The organism is Polynucleobacter meluiroseus (assembly GCF_900205755.1).
Classification (GTDB): domain Bacteria; phylum Pseudomonadota; class Gammaproteobacteria; order Burkholderiales; family Burkholderiaceae; genus Polynucleobacter; species Polynucleobacter meluiroseus.
The window spans coordinates 145150-157482 of the sequence record NZ_OANS01000003.1 but is presented as its reverse complement, the minus strand read 5'-3'; the positions used below and the strand labels follow the sequence as shown (position 1 = coordinate 157482).

Below are 12333 nucleotides of genomic sequence, written 5' to 3'. Positions count from 1 at the left end.
GCTAGCTTAAGTTCTTACTAAACTTGAGCGTCAACTCATCTGCATATTGTTGTGCGGCTGTGAAGTCCAGATCACCAGAGTAAATGGAGCGTCCTGCAATTACCCCCATGACGCCCTCTTCTTCAGCTTGGCACAGTGCCTCTATATCTTGATTGCTAGATAAGCCTCCACTAGCAATCACGGGAATGCGAATAGCTTGAGCCAACTTGATGGTGGCTTCCATATTGACGCCCTTGAGCATGCCATCCCGACCAATGTCAGTGTAAATAATGGCCTCAACACCCCAGTCTTCAAATTTTTTAGCCAAGTCGATCACTTCATGGCCAGTGATCTTGCTCCAGCCATCCGTGGCTACCTTGCCATCCTTAGCATCCAAGCCCACCATAATGTGCCCTGGAAACGCGGTACAAGCATCTTGCACAAAGCCGGGACTTTTTACCGCAGCCGTGCCAATAATGACGGTACTGATGCCATCATCTAAGAGACGTTCAATCGTCTCTAAATCCCGAATGCCGCCACCCAGTTGGACTGGAATCTCGTTGCCTACTGCCTTGAGAATCGATTTAATCGCCGACTCATTTTTCAACTTGCCCGCAAATGCCCCATTGAGATCAACCAAGTGTAGGCGGCGCGCGCCCTTACTAATCCAGTGGCTCGCCATTGCGCCAGGGTCTTCTGAAAAAACCGTGGCTCTATCCATATCACCTTGTTCAAGTCGAACGCAGTGGCCATCTTTGAGGTCAATTGCAGGAATCAGCAGCATGTTAGAAAGTAATTAGGGTTGCCAAGAAACAAAGTTTTTATAGAGTCGTAACCCATATTCTGCACTTTTTTCCGGGTGAAATTGGGTTGCGAAAATATTATCCCGTGCCACAGCCGAAGTAAACCAATCGCCATACTCTGTTGAGCCCACGATATCGTCTGTACGTTTTGGCACTACAAAGTAGCTATGAACAAAATAAAAGCTGGTGAGATCAGGGATTCCAGACCAAAGTGGGTGCTTACCATCTTGGCGAACTTGATTCCAGCCCATATGAGGGACTTTAAAAGCGGAACCATCTGGCTGAAGCCGTCCGGTCAACTCAAAACGCTGTACTTGCCCAGGAATTAAACCCAAGCAAGGAGTCCATTCAGTGGGGGAGTTTGCTCGTACCTCAGCACTTTGATCAAACAGCATTTGCTCGCCCACGCAGACGCCTAAAAGGGGTTTCTGTTTGGCGGCCTCTAAGAGCGCCTCTAATAATCCAGACTCGCTTAAATGTTTCATGCAATCGGGCATAGCCCCTTGGCCCGGCAAAACCACGCGCTCGGCAGACTGAATTTCTTCGGGGGTATGCGCGATCACCACGTTAGCCTCTGGTGCCACATGATGAAAAGCTTGATAGACGGAACGCAAATTGCCCATTCCATAATCAACGATCGCAATTGTTTGCGCCAAGGATTTACCTATATTGTGTAGTTTCTACTGAGCACAAACGTGTTCTAAGTTAGAGGCTACCCTTAGTGGATGGAACGACGCCAGCTGCCCGAGGGTCTAGCTCTAGAGCCATACGCAAAGCACGCCCAAAAGCCTTGAATACGGTTTCAATTTGATGGTGGGCATTAATGCCGCGCAGATTATCAATATGAAGCGTTACGCCGGCATGATTTACAAAACCACGAAAAAACTCAATGCTGAGGTCCACATCAAAATCGCCAACCCGAGCACGGGTAAACGGTACATTGAATTCCAGGCCGGGACGGCCAGAAAAGTCGACCACCACTCGAGATAAGGTTTCATCCAAAGGAACATAAGAATGGCCGTATCGGGTAATGCCCGCTTTATCGCCTACCGCCCTGGCAAATGCCTGTCCCAATGTAATGCCTACATCCTCAACAGTATGGTGATCGTCAATATGGGTGTCGCCTTTAGCGATCACCTTCAGGTCGATCATGCCGTGACGAGCAATCTGGTCCAGCATGTGATCTAAAAAGGGTACGCCTGAGGCAAGCTCAGCTTTACCAGTGCCATCTAAATTGATAGCAATTTGAATTTTGGTTTCCGAAGTGTCTCGGGTAACGTCGGCTTGCCGCATGCTTCATTGCGCCGCTAGGCGAAGTGTTGATTGAAGCCCCATAATATCATTTCCAGTGCGAATTTAAGTACACCGTTTATTTGAGCGCACTAATTACATTTCCTTGCTGATTTTTGACCAGAGTCCCACATGAGCCGTTTTTGGAACCCCGTTGTTCAGACCTTAACCCCTTATCTGCCAGGGGAGCAGCCGCAAATGGCGCGCTTGATTAAGCTCAACACCAATGAAAGTCCTTACGGACCCTCGCCCACAGCCTTGGCTGCCATCCAAAGTCAAAACAATGATGACCTGCGGCTTTACCCAGATCCCGATGGTGCAGCACTTAAGAAAGCCATTGCCGATTTGCACGGTCTAGATCCAAAACAAGTGTTTTTAGGTAACGGCTCTGATGAAGTCTTAGCGCATGTATTTTTAGCACTGCTAAAACAAAGTAAACCCATTCAATTTCCGGATATCACCTATAGCTTTTACCCAGTCTACTGCAAGCTTTTTGGAATTGACTATCAAACCGTTCCACTGAGTGCGGATTTTTCCATTCAGACATCTGACTATCAAACCCCTAACGGCGGCATCATTTTTCCCAATCCCAATGCCCCCACTGGAAGAGCTTTGCCCCGAAGCGAGATTGAAGCTTTGCTCGCCAGGAACACCGAGTCGGTTTTAGTAATTGATGAGGCCTATGTTGACTATGGCACTCAGTCTTGTATTCCGCTTCTGCGTGGATCCACTTGCCCAGAAAACCTATTAGTCGTTCATACCTTATCTAAATCGCGCGCTCTCGCTGGATTGCGGGTGGGATTTGCTGTGGGGCATCCTGATTTAATTGCAGGACTAGAGCGCGTCAAGAACAGCTTCAACTCCTATCCTTTGGGACGCTTGGCACAAGCTGGGGCCATTGCTGCAATTGAGGATCAGCAACACCTTGAGGAGACCGCCGCTAAAGTCATTCAAACACGCGAACGTTTAGTGAAGTCACTAGCAGTGCTGGGTTTTGACACCCTGCCTTCTACTGCCAACTTCGTACTCACCCGTCACCCAGAGCATGCGGGCGCAAAACTACATCAAGCTTTACGTGAGCGCGGCATCATCGTGCGCCATTTTAAGCTGGCACGAATAGACGCATTTTTGCGCATCACAATTGGCACTGATGAACAGAATGATGCCTTGGTTGCCGCCTTAGAAAAAATTCTCGCTAGCAGTTAATATTCGGCGATTAAAGCCGCATTGATTATTTTTTAAGGCGCATCTCAGCAGCACGTGCATGCGCTTGCAAGCCTTCGCCGTGCGCTAACGTGCTGGCAACCGCACCCAGCGTTTGTGCACCGGCTTCACTGACTTCAATCATGCTTGAGCGTTTAATAAAATCATAAACACCCAGCGGTGATGAGAAACGGGCAGTACGCGCGGTAGGCAATACGTGATTTGGTCCGGCGCAATAATCTCCCAAGGATTCACTAGTGTAGTTACCCATAAAGATCGCACCAGCATGGCGAATTTGCTCAGCCCATTTGCGGGGCTCGAGGGTGCAAATTTCTAAATGCTCAGCGGCGATTGCATTTGCAATCTCACAAGCTTCGCTCATATCCTGCACTTGAATTAATAAAGCCCGATTGGTGAGTGAGGTTTCAATCACTTTCTTACGCGGCATCTCAGGCAGCAAACGATTGATACTTTCTTGCACCCGTTCAATAAATTGCGCGTCAGGGCAAAGCAAAATCGATTGTGCTAGCTCATCATGCTCTGCTTGAGAAAACAGATCCATGGCAATCCAGTCAGGATTTGTTGTGCCATCACACAATATTAAGATTTCCGAGGGGCCTGCGATCATATCGATCCCGACCGTACCAAACACTTTGCGCTTCGCGGCGGCTACATAGGCATTGCCTGGACCGACAATCTTATCGACTGATGGGACGGTATTGGTGCCGTAAGCTAATGCGCCAACTGCTTGCGCCCCACCAATGGTGAAGACCTGATCCACCCCAGCCAACCAGGCTGCAGCTAAGACCAACGGATTACGAGCGCCGTCAGGCGTTGGCACCACCATAATGACTTCCTTCACCCCTGCCACTTTGGCAGGAATGGCATTCATTAATACGGATGAGGGATAGGCTGCTTTGCCACCAGGCACATAGATGCCAACACGATCCAGTGCAGTTACTTTTTGACCTAGACGCGTGCCGTCAGCCTCTACATATTCCCAAGAGTGACAACCCGCCTCCACCTTTTGTACCTCGTGATATGCGCGCACGCGAACCGCAGCGATATCCAAGGCATTCTTCTGCTCAGGAGATAGATCTAAATAGGCTTGCTCTAATTCTGCGCGGGTCAGGACTAAGTCAGAAACATTAGCAACATCTAGTCGATCAAACTGCTTCGTTAAAGCAACGAGGGCCTCGTCTCCTTGCGATTGCACTTGCGCCAAAATACGGGCCACAGCCAAATCAATTGCTTCGTCATCCCCCATCGGCAACGAGAGACTGGAAAGAAGGGTTTCTTTAAAGCCCGCATCTTGGCTGTTGAGGCGTTTAATGTTAATTTGCGGCGCAGACATGTCGAACTCTTTTTCTATTTTAATAAGTCGAAGAATGGCTGCAACTGTGCACGCTTGCGTTTATAGGAGGCTTGATTGACAACTAAACGCGCGCTGATGTTTGCAATCGACTCTACCTCAACTAAACCATTTGCGAGCAGGGTATTTCCTGTAGAAACTAAATCCACAATCGCATCCGCTAAGCCCACCAAGGGCGCTAGCTCCATTGATCCATACAAATGAATCGTATCGATGTGGACACCCTTATTGGCGAAGTGCTCACGGGCGCAATTCACGTATTTCGTGGCTACTTTTAAACGGGAGCCTTGCTTAACGGCTGCGGCGTAATCAAAACCTTCTTTAACGGCCACTGACATCCGGCACTTAGCGATATCGAGGTCAAATGGCACATAGAGGCCATCAGTACCGTTTTCCATTAAGACGTCTAAGCCCGCCACTCCAAAATCGGCGCCACCAAACTGAACGTAAGTAGGGACATCGGAAGCGCGAACAATAATTAAGCGCACTTCTGGATTCGAAGTTTCGATAATGAGTTTGCGAGATTTTTCTGGATCTTCAAGCGGCCGAATGCCTATCTTGGATAAGATCTCGGCGGTTTCTTCAAAGATGCGCCCTTTTGAAAGGGCTAAGGTTAGCTTCATTACTTAATTATCTATCAAGCTCATTTAACTCGCTTGATGTTGGCTCCCAAGAGGGTCAACTTTTGCTCCATACGGTCATAGCCACGGTCGAGGTGATAGATTCGCTCAACTTGGGTCTCTCCTTGGGCGGCTAAGCCAGCAATCACTAGACTTGCTGAAGCACGCAAATCCGTTGCCATCACAATTGCCCCAGATAGTCTGTCGACACCCTGAGCAATCGCCGTATTACCCTCAATAGCAATATCTGCTCCGAGACGATTGAGTTCTTGCACGTGCATAAAGCGATTTTCAAAGATAGTTTCAGTAATCATGGAGCTACCTACTGCCACGGCATTGACCGCCATGAGTTGCGCTTGCATATCTGTCGGAAAGGCAGGGTATTCTGAGGTGCGAAAGTTAACCGCCTTGGGGCGCGACTTCATAGAGGCCTTGATCCAATCCGGTCCGATCTCCATCTCTAAACCGACATCCTTAAGTTTCACAATCACTGCGTCTAAGGTATCGGGGCGGCAGTGTGTCACTAGGATTTCGCCGCCAGCAGCAGCTACAGCACACAAGAAAGTGCCAGCTTCGATACGATCTGCAATGATGGCATGTTCTGCGCTATGGAGTTTTTCAACCCCCTCAATTACCAAACGATCGGTATGGATACCCGTGATCTTGGCACCCATCTTGACGAGCAATTCAGCCAAATCCCCGACCTCTGGCTCGCGCGCAGCATTTTCTAAAATGGTGGTGCCAGCAGCTAGAGTAGCTGCCATCAATAGATTTTCTGTACCAGTGACCGTGATCATGTCCGTCAAAATGGGGGCACCAGTTAAGCGTCCAGACGGGCTATTGGTTTTAGCTTCAATGTAGCCACTTTGTATTTGAATGGTGGCACCCATGGCTTTTAAGCCCTTAATGTGCTGATCCACAGGGCGCGCGCCAATTGCGCAACCACCGGGGAGGGACACTTTGGCGCTATGCATTCTGGCCAATAAAGGGCCAAGTACCAAAATCGATGCACGCATGGTCTTCACCATGTCATAGGTCGCTTCAGAACTCTTGATATTTGCCGCATTGAGCACCACGTGATGGCGGTCACTCACATCAGGAAAATGGACTTCAACACCAATCTCTTGCAATAACTTAAGCATGGTGCGAACGTCTTGCAAATCCGGTACATTGCGCAAGGTAATGGGTTGGTCAGTTAATAAGCAAGCGCACAGAATAGGAAGTGCCGCGTTCTTTGCGCCAGCAATCTTCACTTCACCTTTGAGAGGTAAGCCCCCTACAATTTTTAATTTATCCATGAATTCGTTTTAGTTAAGGAGCTATTTTATTTTGATGTCGCAGAATTCTGAGCGTACTCTTCGGGGGTAAATGCTTTGATTGATAAGGCGTGTACTTCCGCCTTCATGCGGTCACCCATCGCGGCATAAACCAGTTGATGGCGCTGGATTAAGCGCCGCCCTTCAAACTGGGGGCTAACAATCGTTGCAAAAAAGTGCTGGCCGTCACCTTCGACTTGAATATAAGTACATTGAATGCCTTGTTGAATATAGGCCTCAATTTGTTCTGGGGTTGGCAACATCATGGTCTCCTGATCAATCTTTAAGTAAGTAATACATCATTCTTTATTGCTTGCTACTAGCTTCTTAACTTATAGCCTTTTTGTAGCAGACGCAAAGCAATGCCGGCAACGACGATAAGAAAGCAAAGCACAATAGCGAGACTAGTCCATGGAGGAATATCCGATACCCCAAAAAACCCGTAACGGAATCCGTCGATCATGTAGAAGAAGGGATTGAAATGCGAAACCGTCTGCCAAGCTTTCGGCAATGAATGAATCGAATAGAACACCCCAGATAACATCGTTGCTGGCATGATGATGAAATTCTGAAAGGCGGCCAATTGATCAAACTTATCGGCAAGGATGCCGGCAATTAAGCCCAAACTGCCCAGGATAGCCGCGCCCAAGAAGACAAAGGTCAGAATCCAAAAGGGGAACTCAAAATTGGGTGGGGCATACCATGCAGTCACAGCCAATACCCCCAACCCGACCATCACCCCACGAAATACAGCGGCTAAAACGTACGCTGCATAAAACTCAAAATGACTGAATGGAGCCAAAAGAATAAAAACGAGATTACCCGTGATTTTTGATTGGATCAAAGAGGACGAGGTGTTGGCAAAGGCATTTTGCAATACGCTCATCATGACAAGACCAGGAATCAAAAAAGTGGTGTAACTGAGATGTCCATAAACCTCTTTACCCTCGAGCACTTGCCCAAAGATCATCAGATAAAGGATTGCCGTAAGCACGGGTGCAGCAACCGTTTGAAATGCAACTTTATAGAAGCGGATAATTTCTTTGCGCAATAGGCTCGGAAAGCCACTACCAAATTTTAGGGGCAATGATTTCATGATGCATTCCCCGACATAATGTTGATAAAGACATCTTCCAAATCAGTCTTGCCTTCACCATCTTTTTTAGCCGAACCATGCAGACTTAATAAATTTTCGGTAGTGTCTAAAGCCACAATGTTGCCCTGCTTTAGCATCGCAATCCGCTGGCAAAGTGCCTCAGCCTCTTCGAGGTAATGGGTGGTTAGAACAATCGTGTGCCCGTCTTGGTTTAGACGGCTGATAAATTGCCAAAGGGACTGACGAAGTTCTACATCCACGCCCGCTGTGGGCTCGTCCAAAATAATGACTGGTGGGCGATGTACTAATGCTTGCGCCACCAATACTCGACGCTTCATTCCACCAGACAGGGAGCGCATATTGCTATCAGCCTTACTAGTGAGGTCGAGATGCGCCATGATCTCTTCTACCCAAGCATCATTATTACGAATGCCAAAGTAACCCGATTGAAAGCGTAAGGTTTCGCGCACCGTAAAAAAGGGATCAAAGACGAGCTCTTGGGGTACTACACCCAGCATACGCCGCGCTTCACGAAAAGCGCTTTGCACATCTGCACCCATGATGGCTGCGTGACCACGATCAGCAACAACTAGTCCGGCCAAGATAGAAATCAGGGTTGTCTTGCCGGCCCCGTTCGGACCGAGCAAACCAAAAAACTCACCTTGCTCGATTGTTAAAGAAACATCATCTAATGCCTGTAACGCTCCGTAGTTTTTAGATATGCCCTTAATGGATATTGCAGCTGGCATGTTACGAAAAGCCTAACAATGCGGAAACGCCATACACACCAGCTAATGTTTTTAATTTCTCAGGGGAATGGGTAAGGGTTAATTGCTGGCCATCTTTTTGTAATTGCTTTTGCCAAGCCAGCAGTACAGTTAATACAGTAGAGTCAAAATCTTCCAAATGCGTACAGTCCACTGTTTTTAGTTGAGTTAAATCGCTTAAACCCTGCTCCTCTAATGCCAACACATTGTCATGATTCACTGAGGCGGGTAAAAAAAATGGCATGGTTTTTCTGCGCTTAGTTGGCTGGCTTAGCCGCTGCAAGCTGCTTATTGCGGTCTTGCAAAAACTTCACTAGACCTTCAATGCCATTTTGACTAATTTGATTAGCAAATTGATTGCGGTAAGCTTCAATCAGCCATACGCCCATGATATTCATGTCATAGACTTTCCAGCCATTGGCTGTTTTTTCTAAGCGGTAATCCAAAGCGACGGGGTCACCGCGCCCGAGAACAACCGTTTTCACTGTCACTTCTTTATCATCTGGTGCAGCGCGGAGTGGCTTGAATTGAATCGTTTGATCACGCAACTGACTCAAAGCTCCAGAATAAGTGCGAATCAGTAAGGTATTGAATTCAGCGACCAGTTGCGTCTGCTGCTCTGGAGTGGCCTTTTTCCAATTGGGGCCCATGGCCATCTCTGTAGTACGACGCATGTCCGTGTAAGGAACAATCTTTTTGTCAACCAAGTCAACCACGCGCGGAATATTGCCCTTCTGGATTTCTGGGTCTGCCTTCACTGATGCCATGACGTCAGAAACAACGAACTTAATTAAACCATCTGGAGTAGATTGGTCCGGTGTTTGTGCCATAGCGGTGCCGACGACCAAAAGTAAGCCTGCTACCAAACTAAATATGGACGAAGTGAGGTTTTTTTGTATTGTTTTGCGGCTTTTCATATATTCCCAATTGACCAGCGATAGAGAGAAATCATTTTAGTCTCTCGGACTAACTTCCGTTACTCATAGCCGTTTTGATACGGCCCTACAAGCGACTCGTCACCCTCTTCACCCTCATGAATTTGGTATTCACGCCGCTGTAAATAGGCATCGCGCAGAAAGCTGTATTTATCAATTGCCGCACCCTCTAATAAATCCCCTGCTTCATAATAGGTATTGCGCGCGTTTACAACGCGCAAACCAGTCAGACTATTTCTCAAGCCGACATTAGGAATGTATTTAAAGAGGTAATCAGTTTCAAGATCAGCGGCAGTGCCGAAGGTATCTCGCACAGTACTGGGGCCAAAAAAGGGCAGAACCACATAAGGTCCAGACGGAATACCCCAGACGCCAAAGGTTTGGCCCCAATCTTCTTTGTGTTTTTCTAAGCCGCCGGGTGTGGCCATATCAATCAGTCCGCCCAAACCAAAGGTCGTGTTGACTACAACCCGCATCAGGTCATTAAACGCGTAACTGGGCTTACCTTGCAGTAAATTATTTAGTGCAGTGTAAATATCGTTGTAGTTGCTAAAAAAGTTGTAAATGCCATCCCGTACAAACTCAGGTAAAACAAATCGGTAACCAGAGACCACTGGCTTGAGAACGTAGGCATCAAGACCTTCATTAAAGTCAAAGACCGAACGATTAAATGGCTCCCATGGATCGTTTGCAGAAGGGGCTACGCCGGCTGGAATGGATGAACATCCAAACAATGCTACGGCACAAGTAAGTAAAAAGAAGCGTTGCAAGCTTACTGCACCCCGCATCATTTTGCCGCACCTTTTTCTTGGCCGCTATCTGCAGCCTTGTTGTAAAGGAACTGACTAATCAAACTCTCCAACACAATCGCGGATTGAGTTTGCGTAATTCGCTCCCCGGCAACCAACATGTCATCAGCGCCACCAGCCTCTAGGCCCACATATTGTTCACCCAATAAACCCGAAGTCAGAATCTTGGCGGAAGAGTCCTTCGGAAATTGATACATCTGATCAATCGTCATCACCACGGTTGCCTGATACGTTTTGTCATCAAAGGTAATGTTGGCAATTCTGCCCACGACAACGCCCGCGCTTTTAACTGGTGCGCGGGGCTTTAGTCCACCGATATTGTCAAAGCGTGCAGAGACTGTATAGGTGGGTGCAAATGAAAAGGCGTTCATATTACCCACTTTGAGCGCCAGAAATAAAGCAGCCAAAATTCCCATGGCTACAAAAATTCCTACCCAGATATCGATTGCACTTTTTCTCATAAGAATCCCAGTTTATTCGCTCTAATTCGAGAACATCATTGCGGTTAGCAAAAAATCCAATGCCAACACCACTAAAGAAGACACCACTACCGTTCTGGTAGTTGCCTGTGACACACCCTCTGGCGTGGGTCGCGCTTCGTAGCCTTGATATAGAGCTATAAAGGTTACCGCTACACCAAATACCACGCTTTTAATCACGCCATTACCGATATCAGTGAACAGATCCACGCCACCTTGCATCTGTGACCAAAAGGCCCCGGAGTCCACTCCAATTAAGGGCACCCCCACAAGGTAGCCACCCAATATGCCTACTGCGGTAAAGATGGTCGCCAAGATCGGCATGGCGATAATGCCGGCCCACAGACGTGGGGCAATCACCCGACTGAGTGGATCAACTGCCATCATCTCCATCGCGCTGAGTTGCTCGCCGGCCTTCATCAGGCCGATTTCTGCAGTAAGCGAAGTGCCAGCGCGGCCAGCAAATAATAAGGCGGTGATCACAGGACCTAGTTCACGCGTGAGAGAAAGCGCTACCAACAAACCGAGAGCCTGCTCTGAACCATAACGGTTAAGAGTGTAGTAACCCTGCAGACCCAATACGAAACCGACGAACAAGCCGGATACCGCAATGATCACGAAAGAATAATTACCAACAAATAAGATTTGATCTGAAACTAAGCGAGGCCTCTTAATCAAGAAAGCCGAACGCCAAAGTACTGCAACAAACATGCGGGCAGCCAAGCCCAAACTCGTTAAATTAGAGCGTACGAAAAAGCCGAGTTCGCCAAAGATATCTAGGGCTTTATGAAGTGCCTTCATTAGACCTTTACTCCAAAGTCTTCTTCTAGGCTAAAGCCCGGATAGTGGAAAGGTACGGGGCCGTCAGGCGAGGCGTCTAAAAATTGACGCACAAAAGGATCTTGCGATTGACTCAAGTCTTCTGGTGTACCTTCAGCGGCAATACCCCCATTCGCGATGAAGTACACGTAATCTGCGATTTCAAAAGTTTCCTCTACATCATGTGTCACCAACAAACTAGTAGCGCCGAGTGCGTTATTCAGATCCCGAATTAAACGGGCAGTAATGCCTAAAGAGATAGGATCCAATCCCGCAAAGGGCTCGTCGTACATGATCAAGGGAGGGTCTAATGCAATTGCTCGAGCCAAAGCAACCCGTCTAGCCATGCCTCCAGAAATTTGCGAAGGCATTAAATCGCGCGCTCCGCGCAGGCCGACCGCATGCAGCTTCATCAACACCAAAGAGCGGAGTAACTCCTCACTTAGATTGGTGTGCTCGCGCAATGGAAAGGCAACATTTTCAAAGACGGTTAAGTCGGTAAAAAGCGCGCCGAACTGAAACAACATACCCATTCTGCGACGTGCAGTCATGAGCTGGCCGTTATTCATCTTGCCAATGTCGCGACCTTCAAACAGAACCTGCCCAGCCTGAGCGCGCAGTTGACCGCCGATGAGTTTCAGAATGGTGGTTTTGCCACACCCCGAACCACCCATGACCGCAACTACTTGGCCACGCCGGAACTCCATATTGAGATCCGTTAAAACCTGTCTCTCACCGGGAGCGTAAGAAAAGTCGACATTCTTAATGGAAACAATCGTTTCACCTAAAGAATAGTTCTTTGCCCCCGTCAGATCAGACTGTGTATTTTTCATGTCCTTGACATT

Annotated in this window: 16 protein-coding genes; 1 reads left to right on the top strand and 15 read right to left on the bottom strand. The window is 48.0% G+C overall.

Annotated features, from left to right (window positions below; translation table 11 throughout):
- Position 1 precedes the first annotated feature (1 nt).
- From hisA to hisB, 3 genes are read right to left on the bottom strand one after another with little or no spacing between them, the layout of a single operon-like run.
- Positions 2–763, bottom strand: coding sequence for a 1-(5-phosphoribosyl)-5-[(5-phosphoribosylamino)methylideneamino]imidazole-4-carboxamide isomerase (gene hisA, locus CP950_RS06195; protein ID WP_096673400.1), 762 nt, complete (start codon positions 761–763; stop codon positions 2–4).
- Positions 764–775: 12 nt separating this feature from the next.
- Positions 776–1438: an imidazole glycerol phosphate synthase subunit HisH gene (gene hisH / locus CP950_RS06190; protein WP_096673398.1), complete on the bottom strand. Its 663-nt coding sequence runs from the start codon at positions 1436–1438 to the stop codon at positions 776–778.
- Between the two features lie 49 nt (positions 1439–1487).
- On the bottom strand, positions 1488–2075 hold the full coding sequence (hisB, locus tag CP950_RS06185) for an imidazoleglycerol-phosphate dehydratase HisB (RefSeq protein WP_096673396.1): 588 nt from the start codon (positions 2073–2075) through the stop codon (positions 1488–1490).
- A 129-nt stretch (positions 2076–2204) separates the two neighbouring features.
- Between hisB and hisC the strand changes: the two genes are divergently transcribed.
- Entirely contained in the window at positions 2205–3278 is a 1074-nt protein-coding gene (gene hisC / locus CP950_RS06180) for a histidinol-phosphate transaminase (RefSeq protein WP_096673394.1), read from the top strand.
- A 25-nt stretch (positions 3279–3303) separates the two neighbouring features.
- Here hisC and hisD read toward each other — a convergent pair whose 3' ends face one another.
- From hisD to CP950_RS06120, 12 genes are read right to left on the bottom strand one after another with little or no spacing between them, the layout of a single operon-like run.
- Positions 3304–4629 carry a histidinol dehydrogenase gene (gene hisD, locus CP950_RS06175; RefSeq protein ID WP_096673392.1) on the bottom strand — a complete coding sequence of 442 codons (1326 nt, stop codon included), beginning with the start codon at positions 4627–4629 and terminating at the stop codon, positions 3304–3306.
- 14 nt (positions 4630–4643) lie between these two features.
- The gene (hisG, locus tag CP950_RS06170) at positions 4644–5270 is read right to left on the bottom strand and encodes an ATP phosphoribosyltransferase (protein WP_096673390.1); all 627 of its coding nucleotides are present in this window, start codon (positions 5268–5270) and stop codon (positions 4644–4646) included.
- 20 nt (positions 5271–5290) lie between these two features.
- Positions 5291–6565, bottom strand: a complete 1275-nt coding sequence (gene murA / locus CP950_RS06165) for a UDP-N-acetylglucosamine 1-carboxyvinyltransferase (RefSeq protein ID WP_096673388.1) — start codon at positions 6563–6565, stop codon at positions 5291–5293.
- Between the two features lie 26 nt (positions 6566–6591).
- Positions 6592–6846, bottom strand: coding sequence for a BolA family protein (locus CP950_RS06160; RefSeq protein WP_096673386.1), 255 nt, complete (start codon positions 6844–6846; stop codon positions 6592–6594).
- 56 nt (positions 6847–6902) lie between these two features.
- Complete coding sequence (locus tag CP950_RS06155) at positions 6903–7679, bottom strand: ABC transporter permease (RefSeq protein ID WP_096673384.1); 777 nt, start codon at positions 7677–7679, stop codon at positions 6903–6905.
- On the bottom strand, positions 7676–8428 hold the full coding sequence (locus tag CP950_RS06150) for an ABC transporter ATP-binding protein (protein WP_096673382.1): 753 nt from the start codon (positions 8426–8428) through the stop codon (positions 7676–7678). The genes CP950_RS06155 and CP950_RS06150 overlap by 4 nt, the downstream gene beginning before the upstream one ends.
- Before the next feature lies 1 nt (position 8429).
- On the bottom strand, positions 8430–8690 hold the full coding sequence (locus CP950_RS06145) for an STAS domain-containing protein (RefSeq protein ID WP_096673380.1): 261 nt from the start codon (positions 8688–8690) through the stop codon (positions 8430–8432).
- 13 nt (positions 8691–8703) lie between these two features.
- Positions 8704–9363 (bottom strand): MlaC/ttg2D family ABC transporter substrate-binding protein, encoded by a 660-nt coding sequence (locus CP950_RS06140; protein WP_096673378.1) that lies wholly within the window; start codon positions 9361–9363, stop codon positions 8704–8706.
- Positions 9364–9422: 59 nt separating this feature from the next.
- Positions 9423–10172: an MlaA family lipoprotein gene (locus CP950_RS06135; protein WP_207760225.1), complete on the bottom strand. Its 750-nt coding sequence runs from the start codon at positions 10170–10172 to the stop codon at positions 9423–9425.
- Positions 10169–10651 carry an outer membrane lipid asymmetry maintenance protein MlaD gene (mlaD, locus tag CP950_RS06130; protein WP_096673376.1) on the bottom strand — a complete coding sequence of 161 codons (483 nt, stop codon included), beginning with the start codon at positions 10649–10651 and terminating at the stop codon, positions 10169–10171. The genes CP950_RS06135 and mlaD overlap by 4 nt, the downstream gene beginning before the upstream one ends.
- Positions 10652–10672: 21 nt before the next feature.
- Positions 10673–11470, bottom strand: a complete 798-nt coding sequence (mlaE, locus tag CP950_RS06125; RefSeq protein WP_243391933.1) for a lipid asymmetry maintenance ABC transporter permease subunit MlaE — start codon at positions 11468–11470, stop codon at positions 10673–10675.
- Positions 11470–12321 carry an ABC transporter ATP-binding protein gene (locus tag CP950_RS06120; protein WP_096673374.1) on the bottom strand — a complete coding sequence of 284 codons (852 nt, stop codon included), beginning with the start codon at positions 12319–12321 and terminating at the stop codon, positions 11470–11472. Before CP950_RS06120 ends, mlaE begins: the two co-directional genes overlap by 1 nt.
- Positions 12322–12333: the final 12 nt, after the last annotated feature.